Here is a 21,207-nt window from a genome sequence, read left to right on the forward strand (position 1 = left end):
GATGGTAGTGTGGGGTTACCCATGTGAGAGTAAGTCATCGCCAGCTCATTATTCTAAACACCCCCTTCAATAGAAGGGGGTGTTTTTTTATATATATAAATTGAAATAAAGATATAAATACAAATATAAAGGGAAATGTATTTTAGAACTCACTGATAAAGATTTTTATATAGTGAGGAACTAATAATAAAAGCCTTCATCAAATCTTCATTGATCTGTCAGAGGAATGACACCATCATGCCGTTTAATCATGAGTCCTTAATTAAGTGATACATATGGATTTATGAACAAGACACTTTTAAGCACAGTACTATTGTCATTTTTAGCCCTTAGCGGTTGTAATGATTCTGATGATAAGATCACCTCAGATCAACAAATTCAGATAAAGGAACCTACACTTGTTTCATTTGCAAAGCTTGATGTAGCTACCTATGCCGATGGACCAGATTCGGGACTTTATGTTAAAGGTGCAAATGGTATTTATCCACCATTTAAAGGTCAGCCAGTTCAAGGATTTTCTGGGGCATTAAAAAATGCTGATGGAACGTATCTTGTAATGTCTGATAATGGATTTGGGGCACAAGATAACTCAGCAGACTACCTATTACGTCTTTATAATATTTCAGTAGATTTTAGAACTGCTAAGACCAACTCAAATAACGTTAAAGTACTGTCTCATATACAGCTTCGTGATCCGAATAAGTTAGTACCGTTCAAAATTGTCAATGAGAGTACGCCAGAACGCCTTTTAACAGGTGCTGATTTTGATCCGGAATCTATACAGCGTGATAAAAATGGCGATATTTGGATAGGAGATGAATTCGGTCCATTTTTACTGCATTTTAGTGCTGATGGTGTTTTAAAGAGTGCTCCGATTGCATTGCCTCATCCTGAAAAAGAAGGAGAGGAGCTTCGATCTCCACAAAATCAACTTCATCAAAGTGCGGCTGAAATAGAAAATGCGCTCGTGCAAAGAAGTGGTGGATTTGAAGGCATGGCTATTTCTCCAGATGGTCAATATTTATATCCAATGCTGGAAAAACCATTAAGCAAGAATGTGCAAAGACATTTATTAATTTCAAAATTTGATATTGCTAAAAAAGCATATACAAATGACCATTACTATTTTGAGCTCGACCCTAAAGCAACAGCAATTGGTGATTTCCAGTTATTTAGTCAAAATGAAGGTGTTGTGATTGAGCGCGATGATTCTGAAAATAATACTGGTGGTTTCAAGAAATTAGTTCGCATACAACTGAATGAACCGAAGCAGTTGGTTAATAAGACTGACTTGGTCAATTTAATGGATATTGCGAATCCAAATCTATTATATGGTACGCCACGTGAGGGCGATATTATGACGGGTGAGCGTTTCGGTTTTCCATTCTTTACCATTGAAGATATTGTGATTGAAGGACCTGATTTAATCACAGTGTTGAATGACAATAATTTCCCTGGTTCGAGTGGACGTAATGCAAAACTTGCAGATGATAATGAAATTATTCAGATTAAATTAGACAAAAAGTTATATTAATTGTTCGAGACCTCATGGATTTTGATCTATGAGGTTTTTTATTAAATTAAGTGAAAAATATCATAATGAAATAAGTAATTTAATAAATTCGTATTTGAGCGAGATATCATCATTACTCACCAATAAAATGATGGAAACACTGATTTTCGTAAGTCAAACAAACTTTGGTCTAATGCGATATTTAGATAAAAAGCCTAATTTTGATTGGATTTTAGACTAACGTTCAATTTTTATTAACACAGAATTATGTGAAATTTACCTCACAGACTTTAAGCACACAATTTTGATGCGTGGCTCACAACAATTAAATTCAAAGTTGGTTGGATCGTGCTTAAAGATTATTGAAATACGATCTCTCACAGGAGGTGAGGAATGTCACAGCAAGCAATGAACGTCAATAAAATTATTGACCATGCTAAATTCACACCATTTCACTTCAATGTTGTCGCTTGGTGTTTACTCATTATCCTGTTTGATGGTTATGACTTAGCAATTAATGGCGTAGTTTTACCATTATTGATGGATGAATGGGGTTTAAGTGCTGTTCAAGCAGGCATGCTCGCAAGTACTGCACTTGCAGGGATGATGTTTGGCGCAATGATTTTTGGTTCTTTAGCAGATAAGATTGGCCGTAAAAAAGTCATTATGATCTGTATTATTTTATTCAGTGGATTAACCTTTGCGGGTGGTTTTGCATCCAATCCAACTGAGTTCGGTATTTTGCGTTTCTTGGCAGGTTTAGGGATTGGTGGTGTTATGCCAAACCTTGTGGCTTTGACCTCAGAATATGCACCTCAAAAAATGCGTAGCACCTTGGTAACTACTATGTTTAGTGGTTATGCGGTAGGTGGTGTGATGGCTGCATTATTAGGTTCATGGTTTACACCAAGTTTTGGTTGGGAAATCATGTTCTTTATCGCAGGTATTCCATTACTTTTACTTCCAATTATTTGGAAATTCTTACCTGAGTCTTTAACTTTCATCGTAAAAGAAAATCGTCAGGAAGAAGCTCGTCAAATTGTGGCGAAGATTGAACCTAAAGTAAAAGTTGAGAAAGATACAACTTTCGAGCTTGATCAAGTAGATGAGCCTGAATCGGCAACTGTTGTCAGCTTGTTCCGTCGCGGTCGCGCTGTAAATACATTGTTGTTCTGGGTTGCATTCTTTACATGCTTATTAACCATGTACGCACTCAGCAGCTGGTTACCGAAATTGATGATGGCTGCGGGCTACTCAATGGATAATAGCTTAATGTTCATGATGGTCATGAATGTTGGAGCGGTAGTGGGGATCGTTGGCGGTGGTATCTTGGCAGACCGTTACCATTTAAAACCTGTATTGATGTTCTTGGGTTTAATGGGTGCGATTGTGATGAGCTTAATGGGCTTCCAGTCGAATATGCTGTTACTTTACATCTTGGTGTTCTTGGCAGGTGCTGCATCGATTGGTTCACAGATGTTGTTATACAGCTACGTAGCTCAGTACTATCCATTGGCAGTTCGTTCAACAGGGATTGGCTGGTCATCTGCGATTGGTCGTATGGGAGCAATTGTTGGTCCAATCTTGATTGGTGGCTTATTAGGGATGAACTTACCAGCGCATTTTAACTTTATGGCAGTAGGTTTACCTGTGTTGATTACCGCAATTGCAGTGGCTCTGATTATGAATGAAAGTGAATCTGAAAAGATTGGTTCAAGTCAGCCAAGTATTGCCAAAGCTTAAATAATTGAATGATTTAAAAGCCTCCGTAAGGGGGCTTTTTTATTAAAGTAGCAGGAGCTAATATAATGATAATATTTAAAATTATTATCATTGATATGGAAAAAGATTGGATAGATTATGTTGTGGCTTTAAGTAATACATTAACACCTTTGCTAGTTTTAGCATTAACTGGCGTTGGATGGCATATAAAAAATAATGTCGAAAAAAATACAGATTTAGAATTAAAAAATTTAGAACGCATTAAAGAGTTAGAAGATAAATTACATGTAGATAGAATTGAAACATATAATTTATTATTAGAGCCGTTCATCATTATGTTCACAAGTGATGCTATCTTTAATTCAGATCCAAAATATAAGGGAAAGACTAAGGATCAATTAAGTATCGGAAGAATGCTGAGTGTAGACTATCGTAAAATTGCTTTTAAGCTTTCATTAGTTGCTGATGATTCGGTAATTCGTGCTTACAATGCCTTGATGCAGCATGCTTATTCTTATAACAAGATGAAAGATAATTCCCCTGAGCATGTGTTAGTCCAAACATCAGTCTGGATTTCTTTGTTATCTGAAATGTTATTGGCAATTAGAAAAAGCATGGGTAATGCTTCGACTGAATTAGATAATTGGGAAATGATAGAATGGTTTATGTCTGATTCAGCAGAAATGAAAGACTTATATTTATCTACTCAAACTAAATGAAAAAACGAATTTTTCATTATGGAACAAGACATGAAACTTAACTCATTCTCCCCAATCCCTGACGATGATAGCGAACTTCATCTTCCTGAAATCATCTATTGGGCTTCATTAGGCGAAATCACAGAAGTTGAAACAGCTTTAAACAACGGAGCTGATGTAAACCAAATTGATGATGAAGGTTATAGCGCACTTCAAGCAGCCGCAGAGAATGGGTACTTAGATGTAGTACAACTGCTAGTCGCAAAAGGTGCAAATGTTGCTTACAAAGGTCAATTTACTGCTTTAGAACTCGCTGAAATGGCAGGCGAGCAAGACATTGTAGATTATTTAAAAAGTCTGTAAAACATGTAAAATAAAACCCCTAAAAAGGGGTTTTAATCGTTTAAGACTGCGTCAATTCTTTATAAATGGCTTCATTAAATGCAGGAATATCATCAGGACAACGAGATGTAATGAGCGGCCAGCCGCCAGTATTACAACGATGCACCTCTTCATCAACCCATTTACCGCCTGCATTTTCTAAATCAATTTTTACTGACTTATAAGACGTCAGATTTTTATCTTTGATACGTTGCGCATCAATTAATGTCCAAGGCGCATGACAAATAGCTGCGATTGGTTTTTGATGGTCAGCAAAAATTTGAATCAATTTTTGAACCTGTGGATGAATTCGCAAGTTATCCGCATTCACCGTTCCCCCAGGAATAATCAGGATGTCATAGTCATTTGCGATGACTTCATCGAAGCTTAAATCAGGTTGAACTTGATCAGAAGGCTCTTGATCCCCAACCACAGTCTGAACAGATTTCTTTTCTTCAGCAGCATGATAGGTTTCAATCCCTTTTGATTTTAAAAATGCTAAGGGTTTGATTAATTCATCTTTTTCAACACCAAAATTTGCAGTAATAAATAAAGCTTTTGCCATGTTCACATCCTCAATCTTTAAAATTTTGTATGCAAGCCGTTTGCACTAGGCTATTCCGTATTGTAGGAACAGCATAAGTTGCTTGCACTTTGGAAATTACAGTCAGAGTTGTTGCGTGACACACTTTAAAACTAACAAATGGAATGCATGAAAGTGTTGTGAAAGCGAAAAAGCATGATGAATAATTGTTTTACAAGCGTGACAACGTGTAGTGTGCTTAAAAAATTCTACGTCTAAGAAAAAGAAAAGCCCATCTTCCTGATGGGCTTTTCTTCGTATCGGCTGCTTTTAGGTATAACTCCTGTCGTACCTCACGTCCTGATGCTCAAACTTATTATTGTTGTTTTTTGTTTGGGAAACTTCCTGTTTCCTGATGGTTTAAGAATAGTGCAGTGTCGTTGATATGCATAGCCGACAATGGAAGAGATGATTGTAGGAAAATGCTTACAAAACAATCTAAGTGATTCATTTATCGTTCAATAGATCAATTTAGCGTTGTAAATTTTCACGAATGAATTGATCACTGTATTTTACCAGCTGATCTAATGCAGGTTGCTCAACAGGGTAGTGCCCGCCATTTTGTAAACTCATCACACGATAAGGTACTTTCAACTGTTTCAAAACAGGTTGGCTCAATTTTAAAGGAGTCCATTGATCCTGTTCAGGTTGAGTCAGTAACACAGGTGCTTGATTAAACTGAGTCAAAGGATATGGTTTTTGGTAATGCATATAGCTGTTTAAAAATTCAACGCTCATGCTATTACCTGCAGATGTTTTGTCTGCCAACATGATGCGTAAGGCTTCAGGGTCATTGGTGAGTTTTGACATCTTTGAAACCAAGGACATAGGTAAGGTGATTTGCTTCAAAGGGGTATGCGCTACTGCTTTCATACTTGGCAAAAGAATAGGGCTTAGAGCACTAAAACGCATAGTTCCTTTTTGAACGTCTTTAAATTCTTGATCGAGAAACGTCATTCCGATGATGCCATCGACATGTTGATTCTGCATGGCCACATGTAGCGTGAGCATTCCACCTGCTGAGAGTCCATAAAGGAAAATAGGACGATCATCTTTTTGCGCTTGTTCGTTCACAAAATCATTGACCAATTTCACCCAATGATCATAACGAATTTCTTTTTTTGAAGGATATTGTGTCAGACCATAACCGGGTAAATCCAATGCGAAGGTTTCATACCCTTTTTGGGCAAGTGGACGCCCAAGAATTAAACTCATCTGACGACCATTTGTACCTACGCCATGTAATAAAATGACTTTGGCTGGCGCTTTAGTATTGGGATAAGCATCGACATGTACACGGTAATCATTCCAACTCCAGTAGTACTCATGTGGTTTGTTTTGGTCATTGATACGAAACTTCGAAGGGAGTCTTTGTTGTAATTGTTGCCAAGCTGCTTGTTGCTGGTAAGACTGTGGAATTTTAGTTTGAGTCCAAGCCAAATTGGAAATTAATAAAGCCATCATGGTGGCAACGGTTGTGAGTATTATTTTGAGCACGATTAAACGCCTTTCGTTTTTTTCAAACACTATAAAAATGAAAAGCAACTTTGTTTATTACCCAAATCATCAGTCGTAAAGGAATCGAGTCAATTGCTAAGCTCAAGTTACTGAAATTAAATGCATATTATTTTTTGTTTAGATTTGGTTGTATGTTAAGTGTACACAACTAGGTCTTAGGTCATCAGTGATGAATAGAAAATTTAAGCAGTTGTATTTGATTGTTTTTTAATCAAGCAAGTTGAGTTGAATTCATGGTAAAATGATCGGCTTTCATCTTTGATCTAATTTTTGATCTTCCATCTGCCAGCCGAGAATTGCTAGCCATGTCTACTGCTTATACCGCTCAGACTGCGCCAAAAGCGTTGTTTGATTACGACAAATATTGGGCGTCTTGTTTTGAACCCGCGCCTTTTTTGCCGATGTCACGCGAGGAAATGGACCAACTCGGTTGGGATAGTTGTGACTTTATTTTTGTTTGTGGTGATGCTTATATCGATCATCCATCATTTGTAACCGGTATCATTGGCCGTGTGCTTGAAGCGCAAGGTTTCCGTGTTGGTATTATTGCCCAACCAGACTGGACGAATGTTGAAGCATTCCGTGTACTTGGTAAACCAAATATTGCTTGGGGCGTATCGGCAGGTAACATGGACTCTATGATCAACCGTTATACGGCTGACCGTAAGATCCGTTCAGATGATGCTTATTCTCCAGATAACCAACCGAATAAACGTCCTGACCGTGCAGCAACAGTCTATTGTCAACGTTGTCGTGAAGCGTTCCCTGATGTTCCTGTTCTGCTAGGCGGTATCGAAGGCTCATTACGTCGTATTGCGCATTATGACTATTGGTCTGACAAAGTTCGTCGTTCTATTTTAATGGATTCAAAAGCAGATCTATTGATGTATGGTAATGGTGAACGCTCAATCATTGAAGTGATGCACCGTCTAGCCAAAGGCGAAAAAATTACAGACATTACTGATGTTCGTGGTACTGCATTTATTATTAATAAGCATAACCGTGCAGCGAAAGCTAAATTTGTTGAGATCGCATCAAATGATGTCGATACCATAGGCCGTGTTGATCCAATCATCAATCCATATGTGATGACCGAAGATATTGATGGCTGTGAAATTGAGAAAGACAAAGGCAACAGCTTAACGCAGTATCAGAATTTCCAAAAAGAAGTGGTTAGCAATCCGATTGTTCGTGAAGGCGACAATTTGGATGCAGATACGCAAATCGTGCAGTTACAGCCATCATCTAAGGCGATTAAACATAAATTGCCACCACGTGAATTGGCTGTGATTCGTCTGCCTTCTTTTGAAGAAGTTGCCAATGATCCAGTGCTATATGCCCATGCAAACCGTATTTTGCATCTAGAAACCAATCCAGGGAATGCGCGCGCACTCGTGCAGAAGCATGGTGAGCGTGATGTCTGGATTAATCCACCGCCAATCCCACTAACCACAGAAGAAATGGATTATGTGTTCGACTTGCCTTATGCACGTCTACCACATCCATCTTATGGAGATGCGCGTTTCCCAGCGTTTGACATGATCAAATTCTCCGTGAACATCATGCGTGGTTGTTTTGGTGGTTGTACCTTCTGTTCGATTACGGAGCATGAAGGTCGAATTATTCAAAACCGTTCTGAAGAATCGATCTTACGTGAAGTTGAAAAGATTCGTGATACGGCGCCAGGCTTTACAGGTATTATTTCGGACTTAGGTGGTCCGACAGCCAATATGTATCGTTTGGCATGTAAAGATCCAGAAATTGAAAAGAACTGTCGTAAGCCATCGTGCGTGTTCCCAGGTGTTTGTCAAAACTTGCATACTGATCACGCACCTCTTACGCAGTTATATCGTAAAGCTCGTGCTTTACCAGGTATTAAAAAGATTTTGATCGGTTCGGGTCTACGTTATGACCTTGCAGTATTGAACCCTGAATATGTCAAAGAATTAGTCACGCATCATGTCGGTGGCTACTTAAAGATTGCACCTGAACATACCGAAAAAGGCCCTCTCAATAAAATGATGAAGCCGGGTATTGGGACGTATGACCGCTTTAAGCAAATGTTTGATCGTTTTAGTAAAGAAGCAGGTAAGGAACAATATCTTATTCCTTACTTTATTGCGGCGCATCCGGGTACAACCGATTACGACATGATGAACCTTGCAATTTGGTTGAAAAAGAATGGTTTCCGTGCTGACCAAGTACAAACCTTCTATCCATCACCAATGGCAACTGCGACCACCATGTACTACACCGGTAAAAATCCGCTTGCGAAAGTGGCACGTTATACTGAAGATGTCGACATTGTAAAAGGTGAAAAACGCCGCCGTTTACATAAAGCTTTCTTACGTTACCATGATCCAAATAACTGGCCTTTACTGCGTGAAGCTTTGAAAGAAATGGGTCGTCAGGACTTAATTGGTAATTCTAAGCAACATTTGATTCCGACGTATCAGCCTCAGGGCACGGATGGTCAATATCAATCTGCACGTAAGAAAAATTCAACTGTTGCAGGTGATTCACAAAAACGTACGGGTCAAACCGCTAATCGTGGTCAATCACAAGGACAAAATAATCGTCCGAAGAAAGGCCAAATCTTGACACAGCACACTGGTTTGCCACCACGTGAGACTGGAGATCGCAAAAAACCTTTTGGCGAGGGGAAACCTAAGGGTAAATCCAAACCCAAGTCTCGTGCATAAATGATAATTTCTTTCAAAAGGACGCTGCGGCGTCCTTTTTTGAACATTTTCTATACAATATTTTCGATGATGCTCATTTTATCGGAATATTGGGCTTGATTTGGGTAAGTCTCTTTTTTATTTTAAAATAATCATTTAAATTAGTAGTTTAGTGAGGTTTTGAGTTTTTCATTTCAGGTGATATTGTATTATCTTCAAATGAAATTTTCATCATTGTCCAACAATTATGTAATAGTGTGATGTGGTTCATGTTTTAAACTATAGCCAATAAGTGCAGAACATGTTTAATATAAGCTTGGTCTGAAGCGCTTTTCACTTGGACTATGCGATGTATAACATCAGCATAATGAAACAATAATAAAAGTTGTGTTTTTTGAAGTAGTTTAAAAAAGAAATTAACGATAAGAATTCAAATAAGGATACTAGTCATGGATATCATGATCATCGCGAGTGTGATCATACTCGCTGTGGTGTTGTTCATTGCTTATAAAGGATTAAAGCATCAACAACCCTCTGATAGCATGCTCCGTCAAAGAGCAGTGTTTAGCCCCTATCAGCAAGTAACTTTCAATCGTCTTAAAGAAATCATGCCAAATGCGCATATTTTGGCACATGTCTCTTTTGACGCCTTACTGACCACAAAGTTACCGCGTACACGCCGTAAATATGAGTCAATGTTTGCTGATTTTGTGGTGATGAATAAGGATTGTAAAGTTCTTGCCATTGTCAGTTTAGAAGATAAATTTTCATTCAAACGTGGACATACTTTACAGTTTCAAAATGCATTACTTGAAACCGCGGGATACAAAGTGATCTCTTACCATGCTGTCCCAGAATATGTGCAGTTAAGACGTGATTTTTTGGATGAATACACTGAGGATATGCCAATTGAATGGGGAGATGAATCCGTGATTGAGCATAAATTAGAAAAGTATAGTGCTGGGCGATTGGCAGATATTCGCGCATTTAGCTAATCATCTTTGAAATAAAAAAGCATGCTCAGGCATGCTTTTTTTTATCAAGGTTTCGCGGCAATTACCGTTAGCTCAACAAGAACATCGGGATGATACAGTTTAGCCTCTACGCATGTACGCGGTAGAGCTTGAATATCAGAAACCCATGCATCCCAAACTTCATTGAATGCTGCATAATCTTTGTCAATATCTTTTAGATAAATTGTCACAGACATGATATGGCTTTTATCTGTACCTGCTTCAGCCAATAAACGGTCAATAATGTCAAAGGTTTGTTGTGACTGTCCACGAATGTCGAGAGACGTATCTTCTGCTAACTGACCTGCCAGATGAACGAAGTGACCAAAAATAGCAACCTCAGAAAAACGTTTTTGAACGTGTAAACGTTGAACAGACATAAAGCTCATCCCTTATAGATATAAATATAGATTATGAAATGCCGTATAGGATTTAGAAAGTATAGGGTAAGTGGAACTATGAATTCGGTTTAATTGCTGTATCTCTGAAAGTTTATTTTTATGGGAGGAGATCAGAAATATTTGGAGGAAAAAGACATTGTACCCATTCAGATTAGAGTGCCCTGTAATATTCGGATGGATTGTCACGCCAATCACAGGACAAATGTGTTAGATATAGGTCTTCTAACAACATCTCAGCAGACACATGGGTAAATGTATTGCGCGATTAGATTACTCTAAAAAGGAAAAAAAGGCGAAAAAAATTGACTTAATTTTGTTCTTTTGCATGAAAACTAGACGAAATTTACAATCCGAATAAATTGAGTTGCGTGTCTTGTTGTTTTTCTGAAAGTTGATACACCCCAACACCAATGAGTCTAAACTGATATTCATCAGGAATATTCATTTCCATTAACAATAATTTGAGTGCCAGTTGCAAATCCTCTATGTGATTGAAAGGTTGTTTAAAGCTTTTAGAGTGTTGTAAAACTTGAAAATTTTTAAGTTTGAGTTTGACGCTGATACCTCTAGCGATCATTTCCTTGTTTTGAAGATTTTGCCAAACACGAGAAAGCAGTGAAGTCCAAAATTGATCACATTGGTTTAAAAAAAGATCTTCATCAAACGTGGTTTCTTTAGAAATTTGCTGTCTTTGGCGTTCGCTTTGAACAGGTCGCTCATCGATCCCTTGAGCATAGAGAAATAATTGTTTGCCATATTTTCCGAAATGATGAGTGAGAAAGTTTTCTTCGACCTGCTGTAAATCCCCAAGTGTTTCGAGTTGCAAAGCTTTTAATTTTTCCTGTGTGACCTTACCTACACCGGGGATTTTTTTGAGTGGAAGATCATAGATGAACTGTTGCACCTGATTGGGTTTGATCACACAAATGCCATTCGGTTTATTCCAATCAGATGCAATTTTGGCTAAAAACTTATTTGGTGCAACGCCTGCTGAGGCGGTCAATCCAGTAAGCTGAAATATTTCATCACGAATATGCATCGCAACTTCAGTAGCGCTTGGGATCTGCTGTAAATTTTCAGTGACATCCAGATATGCTTCATCCAGCGATAAGGGTTCGATGATGCTGGTATATTTTTGAAATATCTCATGAATTTGGGCTGACACATGTTGGTATTTAGAAAAATTTGGCTCAATGACGATCACTTGTGGGCAAAGTTTTTTGGCTTGTGTCATCGACATGGCCGAACGTAAGCCATACTCACGAGCTGGGTATGATGCTGCTGCAACGACGGCTCGTGGGTGATGAGATGCAATGACCACAGGTAAGTGTTGTAATTCTGGACGCTCTCTAAGCTCCACAGAAGCGTAAAAAGCATCCATATCGATATGAATTATCTTTCGCAAAATGTTCAATCAATCATGAGATGCCTTAATTTTAACCCATAATTAAGGCATCGTTGAGCTGATTATTGGGTATGCGTAAGACTCCGTCAGTAAAGTCACCTTTCGACCTTGATGCTGTGCATGATCAATCACGAGTTGTAAGCTTTTCGGAGAATGATCTGCTATTCGTGGTAGAAACTCTAAAGGCTGTGAAAGTGGTTTAAAGAAATTGTCCCAATGAATTGGAATGACTTCTTTCGGTTGTAACTGATCAATGGTTTCAGCGAGATACTGTTGTTGAAACTCGGGTGATTGTTTTGAAAGCTGAGCAATTCCTAAAAACAAGACATCTACATTTAACTTTTGAAATTGATTAGGAAGCGCACCTGTGCTGGCTTTAACTAAAATTTTGTGATTATTGTGCTCAATCAAGTAGTCAAAGCTACCGCCTTCTTTAAACTCATAAAAACGTGCTGGCTGAGGCAGTGGATGCAGAATCTCTTCACCTAAATCATTGTTCACTGCTGTAGGTGGCGTATGTTGTGAGGGAATAGGCGTAATACGAAATGCACCCAATTGTAGTGCTTGAAAAGGCACTGCCAGTTTCAATTGATGCTCAGGCACTTTGCCGCCTCGTGCTATATTTAGTGTACTCAACGAACCAATGATGTGAGTTTTTGGGAGTGAACTTCCGAGCACTGAGATATCCAAAGCATGATCATAGTGACTGTGGGTCACCAATATGGCTTTGAGGCGTTTAAGCTCATGGTCCTGAATCATATTGTGAAGCAGTGCTTGATCACTGGAGAGGCGTTGTAAAGCAATGTTCATGAGAGATGGTCGACTAAAAAAACCATCAATTAGAATTTGTGAATTACCATCATCAAATAGCAATGTGGAAACGCCAAAAAAGCGAACATTTAATTTTTGTTCACTGACGGGTTGGTCTATTTTAGCCTTCCATTGATTAAATTCGGAGAGCTTTCCTGATGGTTGCCATAAATAAAAAAACGCAGCCATGAGCGTGACAGCCAAAAGACCAATCACCGTTAAAATCCCTTTTTTAAGCGACATCAAGTCATCCTTATAAAACGTAACTCGCTTGCTTGAGCCCAGTTGCACTCTATTTTTTAGTTAGATCTCTTTAGTTGTAACGTACTGACTCCTTAAGATTTATGGCTCAATTTGATTTAATTTTAGAAATTTTATCCAGTCGTTTTGATCGCCATTAAATACATTCAAATCCACTGGTGTAGAAATACCCTTAATTTTGCCTTTATTGGTGTATTGCCAAAAGATCCAATCTGGATTGTCTTTTAATTCAGGTTGAGAGGTGTATTCACGTACCCAGAGTGGGGTATCCGTAAAAGCACCCGCAAGTACGATGTTATAGAAGGCTTTAGAAACATAAAAGATAGGTTGTTTGCCATAATGTTGATGCAGCAAATCGTACATAACATCGATTTCATATAACAGTTGTTCTTTGCTATAGGTATTGATGCAATTGCTGTCGTATTCCAAATCAATGACTGGAGGAAGGGCATCTTCTTTACGTGGCACAGAATCAATGAAATTTAATGCCTGAACTTTACCATCACGGCAAAGTCGATAGAAATGATACGCTCCAACTTTAAAACCATGCTCGCGTGCTTTCAGCCAATGATCCTGAAATTTTCGATCTTTAAAGTCGCCACCTTCTGTCGCTTTGAGGTAGACAAATTGATATTCCTTTTTGGGAATTTGTGACCAGCGAATTTCTTTTTGATGATGTGAGACATCAAATCCTTTGATTGGATATTCTTGAGCTGTTGCTGGTTGAAACGGCAAAAAGAAAAAGCTCAATAATCCGACCATGAGTGCGATCAGGGCTGCACCTAAAAGGGAAGTCCACAAGATAATCTTCTGCGAATAGATATGCTGCTTATTTTTTGAATTCATGAGCACTTAAAGTTTGGTGCAAAATATAATTAATATCATAACGCGAATAAACGTAAATGGTAGTGACAGTATCTAGAATCCATATCCATTAGTCATCATCCATTTCTTTCGGAATTTTCCAAAAAATAAACATGGTAATAATATTAATTGAGCCCATTAAAATTAATGTCCATTGGAAGGCCTGTTGCATTTGTGCAGTACCAAGATAAGTGGTGAATACATTGACCAGTGTACCTGCAAGCGCTACACCAATACTCATGGATACCATCATAATCATCGAGAGAAAACTGTTACCACTACTAGCATCTTGTTGAGGCAAATCCTTTAAGGTTAGCGTATTCATAGAAACAAATTGCAGTGAGTTCAACATACCAAAAATGAAGAAATGCAATGTTCTTAACCATAAAGGTGTTTCGGCTGAGGTGAGGGCAAAACTTGCAATACATAAGCCAATAAGGCAGGTATTGACTAATAACACCCGACGATACCCAAATCGTTGAATAATTTGGCGAATGATCGGTTTTGATGCCAGTGAACCCAATACCGTTGGAATCATAAGTAAACCGGTAATAAATGGTTCAAAACCAAAAGCAACTTGTAGCATTAAGGGGATAAGAAAAGGCATCGCATTGCCGCCTAAGCGGGCAAAAAAGTTGCCTACAATACCAATCGCGAAAATTTGATTTTTGAATAGTTTCCCACGAAATAGAGCATTTTGGTGGGTATGGGCATGCACCATGTACCAAGCACTTGCAGATAAACCAAACACAATAAGAACAATACTCCACCATAGTGGAAGATAGGGGCTAGCAAAATTTTCAATCCCTAAACTTAAGCCAACCATCGCGATCACTAATAATAAGAAGCCAAAAAAATCAAATTTAGCAACATGGGTCTCGGTCACATTTGGCATGGCTTTAAATGTGAGAAAAACTCCAATGAGTCCAATAGGAATATTAATTAAGAAAATCCACTCCCAAGTCACGTACTCCACTAGCCATCCGCCAAGAGTAGGACCGATTAAGGGGCCAATCAGACCTGCAAGACTCATCAGAGACATGGCTGCAAGGAATTGCGTTCTAGGAATGATTTTCAACATTGCAAGACGCCCAACTGGAAGCAGTAAAGCACCTCCAATCCCTTGAATCACTCGGAAAAATAAAAGCTCATTTAAATTAGAAGAAAATGCACATCCGAGCGATGCCAAAGTGAAAATGATAATTGCAGAAAAATAAACATTTCGGACACCAAATCGGTCAGCCAGCCAACCACTGAGTGGAATACAGGCTGCGACTGACAATACATAAGCCACCACGACACTATGCATGTGTAGAGGATCTTCATTGAGGTGATGAGCGATTACAGGAATCGCAGTATTGATGATAGTTGTGTCTAGACCTTGCATAAAAAAGCCGATCGAGACCAAAAACACCAATAATCTAAACTCAGGCTGTAAGGGTTGGTGTGCTGTGCTGCTCATCTTGTAGGATCATATTAGTAAGTTAATATTTTAAAACAGTTTCTCAGTATCACTTGTGGTTTATTTACGAAGGATTTGCAACAAAATTGCAATCTAATGGTCACAGCATTGTCATCGCATGGTCATAGAGTTGTTGCCAACAACATCATAAGAAGATTAAAAAAATGAAGCTAAAGTCTAACGCACTTGTGATCGCAATGTGTGCATTGGGGCTAGGGGCATGTAATGATGACACTAACAATATCACATCAGTACCAAATATTACGCCTGAATCGATTGAACTCAACTATCTCAGTCGTACAGAAAGTCGTGGTTTTGCGGTCAGCGCAGCAGAGATACCTGCCTATGATGCACAAAGCCAAAGATTGTTTGTTGTAAACGCAAAAGAAGGCGTGGTTGATATTTTTGATTATCGCCAACCTCAGCAACCTAAATGGATTGGCTCTTTAGATGCTAAATCTTATTTAACAGACTCAGAAGTAAATAGTGTTGCTGTAAAAAATGGAATTGTTGCCTTGGCTGTACAAGCCAAAGATAAAACAGATCCAGGAATCGTGGCACTTTTTAATGCCAATGATTCGAGCTTTATTGCCCAAGTTCCAGTGGGTTCTCTACCCGATATGCTGACCTTTAGTGCAGATGGTAAAACCTTATTGGTGGCGAATGAAGGAGAGCCATCTCATGATTATGCGATTGATCCCGAAGGTTCGATTTCAATCATTGATCTCTCAAATTTGAACAAACCAGTTGCAAAAACAGCTGACTTCAAAGCCTTTAACAGTCAAGCACAGCTATTACGTAATCAAGGTGTGCGAATTTATGGTCCAAATGCAACAGTAGCGCAAGATTTTGAACCTGAATACATCACACTCAGCGCAGATGGCAAAATTGCATGGGTCGCATTACAGGAAAATAATGCCTTAGCTAAGGTGGATGTTTTAAATGCCAAAGTCATGGCTGTTTATCCGCTCGGTTTTAAAGATCATGGCTTACAAGGTCATGGTTTAGATGTCAGTGATGCCGATGGTGAAAATGGTCTTGCGAAGATCAATATTCAAACTTGGCAGCATGTTCGTGGCTTATATATGCCTGATGCGATCTCAAGTTACGAAGTCAATGGTAAAACGTATATTGTCACTGCCAATGAAGGGGATGCTCGTGCTTGGGGTGAAGATGATCCTGAATATTGGGGAGAAAAATTAAAGGATAATCCGAGTGCTCAAGGTAATATTAAAAAGGGTTTTGTTGAAGAATGGCGTGTGAAGCATCTAGTCCATAAAGATGGTTTCGATAGACGACAAGGGGAAGATCTGCCACCACAGTTACGAGCACTGGCGAAAGGTGCTGAATTGAATCCTCTGCATTTTGCATATTGTGGAGCGATCGATGGAGATGCTAAAGGATGCCGTGAAGACAAGATGCTTGGTCGTTTGAATATCACTTGGACTGAAGGTTATCAAAAGAATACTGATGGCACACCTAAACTCAATGCTCGAGGCAATTTGGTTTATGATCATTTATATAGCTTCGGGGCACGATCTGTCAGTATTTGGACAGAAAATGATGCTCAAACAGGATTAGAGCTGGTTTGGGATTCGGGTGATGATTTTGAACAATATATTGCTCAGCACCATCCTGAGATCTTTAATGCAAACCATGAAGAAGCAGGGATCGATAATCGTAGTGACAATAAAGGCCCAGAGCCAGAAGGCGTGGTGATAGGTCAAATCGGTCAGAAAACTTATGCATTTATTGGTTTAGAACGAGTTGGAGGCGTGATGGTATATGACATCTCCAATCCTGCCCAACCCCAATTTGTGCAATATATTCATTCGCGAAAACTTGATGCAACCACTGCCGATATCGAGGCAGGTCAGGCAGGAGACTTAGGTCCTGAAGGATTAACCTTTGTTTCCGCAAAAGAATCTCCAACGGGTACGCCTTTACTGATTGTAGGGAATGAAGTCAGTGGTACTACAGCAACGTATCAAATCACGTTGAAATAGAGCCTGATCGTGTAGATGTATGATAAAAGAGCCATATGGCTCTTTTATTTTTTACCCGTCATGCGTAATGCTTTAAAGTCTTGTCGAATTTAGACCACGAATTGTTCAGGGCATTTCATGTTTGCGATGGCATTGATGATTTGATGTGAATGCTCGCATACGATGATTTTTGCCCGATGTTGAGCAGGTAGAAAACCTTCTTCTACTGCATGATCGAGTTGTGCAATCAAGGCATTATAGAATCCATTGACGTTATAAATAATCATTGGTTTTTGGTGTTGATTTAACTGTCCCCAAGTTGCGATTTCTAAGATTTCTTCAAATGTACCTAAACCTCCCGGGAGCGCAACAAAAGCACTAGCACGTTCAGCCATCATGGCTTTGCGTTCATGCATTGTTCTTACCACGTGAAGTTCTGTTAACTGATTATGGGCAACCTCGTAATCCAGCATAAATTCAGGAATAACACCAACAACTTCACCATTGTTTTCAATGACTGTATCTGCGACTTGTCCCATTAATCCGATACTTGCACCACCATATACAATGCCAAATCCTTGCCTTGCAATTTTTTCAGCCAAAGCAATGGCTTTTTGTTGGTAAATAGGATTATTGCCAAAACGAGAACCACAATAAAGTGCAATAAGGCATTGAGTTGCTTTTGATTTAACTGATGTATCGGTCTCTAAGGTGTTATTAAGAACGCTTGTATTCATATTTATTTACTCACCTTTTTTAAATGAACTTCATCATGCAGTTTAATCTAAGCAAGAAAGGTGACAACTGTATAGATAAATAAGAATTTTTTGAAATATTTTGTAGTTTCATTCCAAAATGATTGATAAAGCCAATCTTGATTCACCGAAAAAATAGTGAATTGCAATAAAATCTTTTCTATACTGAAAATCTGTTCGGCAACCAATACATCAATATGAGTAGTGATCGACATCGCTCAATAGAACAAAATATTATTTATTTTCTAAATTTAAATACTGCATTTATAACTTTGCCTCATCACTTTGGTTTAAATGAATCCCATCTTCCTGAAACGTGGGAGTGTAACTCATGATTTTTGAATGGATGTCTGATCCTTCCGCATGGGTGGGACTCTTAACTTTAATTATTTTAGAAATTGTTCTCGGGATTGATAATCTCGTCTTTATCGCGATTTTGGCGGAAAAACTGCCGCCTGAGCAACGCAATAAAGCCAGAATTTTAGGCTTAACGCTCGCGCTTGGCATGCGCCTAATCCTTTTGGCGTCAATCGCTTGGATTATCACGTTAACGAATCCATTATTCCATATCTTTGATCATCCGTTTTCAGCCCGAGATCTTATTTTGATTTTTGGCGGTATTTTCTTGTTAATGAAGGGAACTTTAGAACTACATGAACGTCTAGAAAGTAAAGTTCATGTTAAAGAAGAAAATCCTGTTCATGCTGCATTTTGGATGGTCATTGTACAGATCGTGGTATTGGATGCAGTGTTCTCACTCGACAGTGTGATTACAGCAGTCGGTATGGTCAAAGATCTTTCGGTCATGATGATCGCCGTAATTATTGCGATAGGAATCATGCTATGGGCCTCTAAAGCCCTCATGGACTTTGTGAATAAGCATCCAACTGTGGTGATTCTGTGTCTATGTTTCTTGATGATGATCGGTTTCTCATTGGTTGTCGAAGGCCTAGGCTTCCACATTCCGAAGGGTTATCTATACGCTGCAATTGGTTTCTCTGTCCTGATTGAGTTTTTAAATCAATTGATGCGCCGTAACCAAGAAAAAACGGTAACAACGACTGATTTACGTTTCAAAACAGCATCTGCCGTCATTCGTATGCTTGGTGGTAAGTCAAAAACGGCGGATGCTCAATCGACAAATACGGATGATGTTTTGGCTACCCAAGCGTTGGTAGAGGAAATGTTCTCGGATGAGAATGCGGTATACCAAAGCGTGATGTTGCAAGGAGTATTAGGTTTATCTGAGCGACCAGTCAAATCATTAATGACCCCACGTCCAGAACTCGAATGGATCGATTTAGATGACGATCCTGAAAGTATTAAACATCAAGTGCTTTCTATGAAACATTCACGTTTGATCGTTGCACATGGCGAGCTAGACAATATTGCTGGGGTGGTGCTCACGCATAACGTTTTGAATGACTATATTGAATCAGGCGATTTTAATTTCGAAAAACACATTCGAGAGCCTGTCATTGTCCATGAAAGCGCTCAAGTCTTAATGGTGATGGATCAATTGCGTCAGGCACCCTTACAAATGGCGATTGTGCTCAATGAATATGGTTCCATTGAGGGTATTGCAACACCGATTGATATTTTAGAAGCGATTGCGGGTGAATTCCCGAACGAAAATGAAATAGAAACTGCAGTTGAAAGCTTAGAGGATGGTTCACTCATGCTCGAGGGTTCAACTGATATTCGTCATATTTCATTATTGCTTGATCGTGATTTAGTTGATGAGTCAGAACAGTATTCTACGCTGTCTGGTTATATCTTATTCCATTTAGGACATTTACCTGAAAATGGAGAAACCTTTGAAGCAGAAGGGTATCTATTTGAGGTGGTTACAATGGATGGTCATAAAATCGAAAAAGTACATATTGTACCCATCGTAAAACAAGACCCATCAGAATGATTTAAACTCAGTTAAAATAGTATCTCATTAGGTGCTATTTTTTTGGAATATTGATGTCCGAACTCAATTGTCCTTGCGGGCATGGAATTTATACACACTGTTGTGAACCTTTACATCGTGGTCAGCGTGTTGCAGAAAGTGCTGAACAGCTCATGCGTTCTCGCTATAGTGCATTCGCTAAACATGAAATCGACTATATTGTGAGTACCACAGCATCAGGTCAGCAAAGTCATTTAGACATTGCTGCCATTCGGGATTGGGCGATGAGCAATCAGTGGTTAAAATTAGAGGTTATTCAGCATTTACCTCGTCTGGATAAAACCCATGCTCAAGTTGAATTCAAAGCACATTACCAACATGTCGATCAGGTACATCTCCATCATGAAACCTCAAATTTCGTATTCACCAATAGACAGTGGTATTTTTTAGACCCAACGACAGATCAAACTGTGACGATGAAGCAGACTTGTATTTGTGGATCAGGAAAAAAATTTAAGCAATGTTGTGCGCGATTTCTCTAGAATTAATTTTTAATTAACTTAGAATATTGCGCATTAAAAACCCTCATTTGGAAGTAGGGCAATGTTACTCACCGTTATTTATATTATTGCGATTACTGCGGAAGCGATGACAGGCGCCTTGTCTGCAGGTCGACGAAGTATGGATTGGTTTGGTGTCATTATTATTGCCTGTGTGACTGCTTTGGGCGGAGGATCAGTTCGTGATGTTTTGCTAGGGCACTATCCTTTAACTTGGGTGAAACATCCTGAATATCTAGTACTTACATGTTGTGCAGCATTATTTACGATTTTTATCGCAAAATGGATGCGACATCTACGTTCGGTATTCTTACTTCTAGATGCCTTAGGTCTGATAGGTTTTACCATTATTGGTTGTCAAATTGCGATTCAAATGGAGCAGGGTTTCGTGGTTTGTGCAGTGGCAGGGGTATTGACAGGCGTTTCAGGGGGTATTTTACGAGATATCTTATGTAACGATGTGCCTTTAGTCTTCCGTCGCGAACTTTATGCCAGTATTTCTTTTGTTGCGGTCATTTTCTATTGGGGCTGTATCGAAGTCGGTTTTTCACAAGATATCACCATTATTTCTACTCTTGTTTTTGGTTTCACATTGCGTTGTATCGCAATTTACTTTGGCCTTGAAATGCCAAAATTTATTTATAAAGATGATGATGAACAGTCGGCGTCATCAAAAGATGTAAATTAAACTTTTTACA

Annotated in this window: 18 protein-coding genes; 10 read left to right on the forward strand and 8 right to left on the reverse strand. The window is 38.9% G+C overall.

Annotation, left to right across the window (positions count from 1 at the left end; genetic code table 11):
- Positions 1 to 283: 283 nt before the first annotated feature.
- From AC1M9J_RS07160 to AC1M9J_RS07175, 4 genes are all read left to right on the forward strand, one after another.
- On the forward strand, positions 284 to 1,534 hold the full coding sequence (locus tag AC1M9J_RS07160; protein ID WP_481952088.1) for an esterase-like activity of phytase family protein: 1,251 nt from the start codon (positions 284 to 286) through the stop codon (positions 1,532 to 1,534).
- 372 nt (positions 1,535 to 1,906) lie between these two features.
- Positions 1,907 to 3,256: an aromatic acid/H+ symport family MFS transporter gene (locus AC1M9J_RS07165; RefSeq protein WP_092767403.1), complete on the forward strand. Its 1,350-nt coding sequence runs from the start codon at positions 1,907 to 1,909 to the stop codon at positions 3,254 to 3,256.
- 65 nt (positions 3,257 to 3,321) lie between these two features.
- On the forward strand, positions 3,322 to 3,954 hold the full coding sequence (locus AC1M9J_RS07170; protein WP_213032612.1) for a hypothetical protein: 633 nt from the start codon (positions 3,322 to 3,324) through the stop codon (positions 3,952 to 3,954).
- Positions 3,955 to 3,984: 30 nt separating this feature from the next.
- Positions 3,985 to 4,296 carry an ankyrin repeat domain-containing protein gene (locus AC1M9J_RS07175; protein WP_481952089.1) on the forward strand — a complete coding sequence of 104 codons (312 nt, stop codon included), beginning with the start codon at positions 3,985 to 3,987 and terminating at the stop codon, positions 4,294 to 4,296.
- Positions 4,297 to 4,336: 40 nt separating this feature from the next.
- Here the strand turns inward: AC1M9J_RS07175 and AC1M9J_RS07180 are convergent, their stop codons facing one another.
- Both AC1M9J_RS07180 and AC1M9J_RS07185 read right to left on the reverse strand, forming a co-directional pair.
- On the reverse strand, positions 4,337 to 4,879 hold the full coding sequence (locus AC1M9J_RS07180; protein ID WP_481597428.1) for a type 1 glutamine amidotransferase domain-containing protein: 543 nt from the start codon (positions 4,877 to 4,879) through the stop codon (positions 4,337 to 4,339).
- 489 nt (positions 4,880 to 5,368) lie between these two features.
- Positions 5,369 to 6,394: an alpha/beta hydrolase gene (locus tag AC1M9J_RS07185; RefSeq protein WP_481613078.1), complete on the reverse strand. Its 1,026-nt coding sequence runs from the start codon at positions 6,392 to 6,394 to the stop codon at positions 5,369 to 5,371.
- Between the two features lie 326 nt (positions 6,395 to 6,720).
- Here AC1M9J_RS07185 and AC1M9J_RS07190 point away from each other — a divergent pair, with 326 nt between their 5' ends.
- Positions 6,721 to 9,117 carry a YgiQ family radical SAM protein gene (locus AC1M9J_RS07190; protein WP_035268131.1) on the forward strand — a complete coding sequence of 799 codons (2,397 nt, stop codon included), beginning with the start codon at positions 6,721 to 6,723 and terminating at the stop codon, positions 9,115 to 9,117.
- A gap of 428 nt (positions 9,118 to 9,545) precedes the next feature.
- Positions 9,546 to 10,091: a DUF2726 domain-containing protein gene (locus tag AC1M9J_RS07195; RefSeq protein ID WP_092767397.1), complete on the forward strand. Its 546-nt coding sequence runs from the start codon at positions 9,546 to 9,548 to the stop codon at positions 10,089 to 10,091.
- Positions 10,092 to 10,135: 44 nt separating this feature from the next.
- Here the strand turns inward: AC1M9J_RS07195 and AC1M9J_RS07200 are convergent, their stop codons facing one another.
- The 5 genes from AC1M9J_RS07200 to mdtD form a co-directional block, all read right to left on the reverse strand.
- Entirely contained in the window at positions 10,136 to 10,489 is a 354-nt protein-coding gene (locus tag AC1M9J_RS07200) for a RidA family protein (protein WP_481591509.1), read from the reverse strand.
- Positions 10,490 to 10,853: 364 nt separating this feature from the next.
- Positions 10,854 to 11,915 carry a DNA polymerase IV gene (dinB, locus tag AC1M9J_RS07205; protein WP_481952090.1) on the reverse strand — a complete coding sequence of 354 codons (1,062 nt, stop codon included), beginning with the start codon at positions 11,913 to 11,915 and terminating at the stop codon, positions 10,854 to 10,856.
- Positions 11,916 to 11,957: 42 nt separating this feature from the next.
- Positions 11,958 to 12,968 carry an MBL fold metallo-hydrolase gene (locus AC1M9J_RS07210; RefSeq protein ID WP_481952091.1) on the reverse strand — a complete coding sequence of 337 codons (1,011 nt, stop codon included), beginning with the start codon at positions 12,966 to 12,968 and terminating at the stop codon, positions 11,958 to 11,960.
- A gap of 99 nt (positions 12,969 to 13,067) precedes the next feature.
- Entirely contained in the window at positions 13,068 to 13,748 is a 681-nt protein-coding gene (locus tag AC1M9J_RS07215) for a glycoside hydrolase family 25 protein (RefSeq protein ID WP_481952121.1), read from the reverse strand.
- Positions 13,749 to 13,920: 172 nt separating this feature from the next.
- Entirely contained in the window at positions 13,921 to 15,312 is a 1,392-nt protein-coding gene (gene mdtD, locus AC1M9J_RS07220) for a multidrug transporter subunit MdtD (protein ID WP_481952092.1), read from the reverse strand.
- Between the two features lie 164 nt (positions 15,313 to 15,476).
- On the opposite strand from mdtD, the gene AC1M9J_RS07225 reads away from it, so the two are divergent.
- Positions 15,477 to 17,318, forward strand: coding sequence for a choice-of-anchor I family protein (locus AC1M9J_RS07225; RefSeq protein ID WP_481952093.1), 1,842 nt, complete (start codon positions 15,477 to 15,479; stop codon positions 17,316 to 17,318).
- Between the two features lie 89 nt (positions 17,319 to 17,407).
- On the opposite strand, the gene AC1M9J_RS07230 is transcribed toward AC1M9J_RS07225, so the two are convergent.
- Positions 17,408 to 18,034, reverse strand: a complete 627-nt coding sequence (locus AC1M9J_RS07230; protein WP_481591504.1) for an LOG family protein — start codon at positions 18,032 to 18,034, stop codon at positions 17,408 to 17,410.
- A gap of 349 nt (positions 18,035 to 18,383) precedes the next feature.
- On the opposite strand from AC1M9J_RS07230, the gene AC1M9J_RS07235 reads away from it, so the two are divergent.
- From AC1M9J_RS07235 to AC1M9J_RS07245, 3 genes are all read left to right on the forward strand, one after another.
- Positions 18,384 to 19,970 (forward strand): TerC family protein, encoded by a 1,587-nt coding sequence (locus AC1M9J_RS07235; RefSeq protein WP_481608929.1) that lies wholly within the window; start codon positions 18,384 to 18,386, stop codon positions 19,968 to 19,970.
- Between the two features lie 53 nt (positions 19,971 to 20,023).
- Entirely contained in the window at positions 20,024 to 20,491 is a 468-nt protein-coding gene (locus AC1M9J_RS07240; protein ID WP_481613081.1) for a YchJ family protein, read from the forward strand.
- 61 nt (positions 20,492 to 20,552) lie between these two features.
- Positions 20,553 to 21,197 carry a trimeric intracellular cation channel family protein gene (locus tag AC1M9J_RS07245; RefSeq protein WP_035268119.1) on the forward strand — a complete coding sequence of 215 codons (645 nt, stop codon included), beginning with the start codon at positions 20,553 to 20,555 and terminating at the stop codon, positions 21,195 to 21,197.
- Positions 21,198 to 21,207 lie beyond the last annotated feature (10 nt).

This window comes from Acinetobacter sp. ANC_7588, assembly GCF_056783995.1.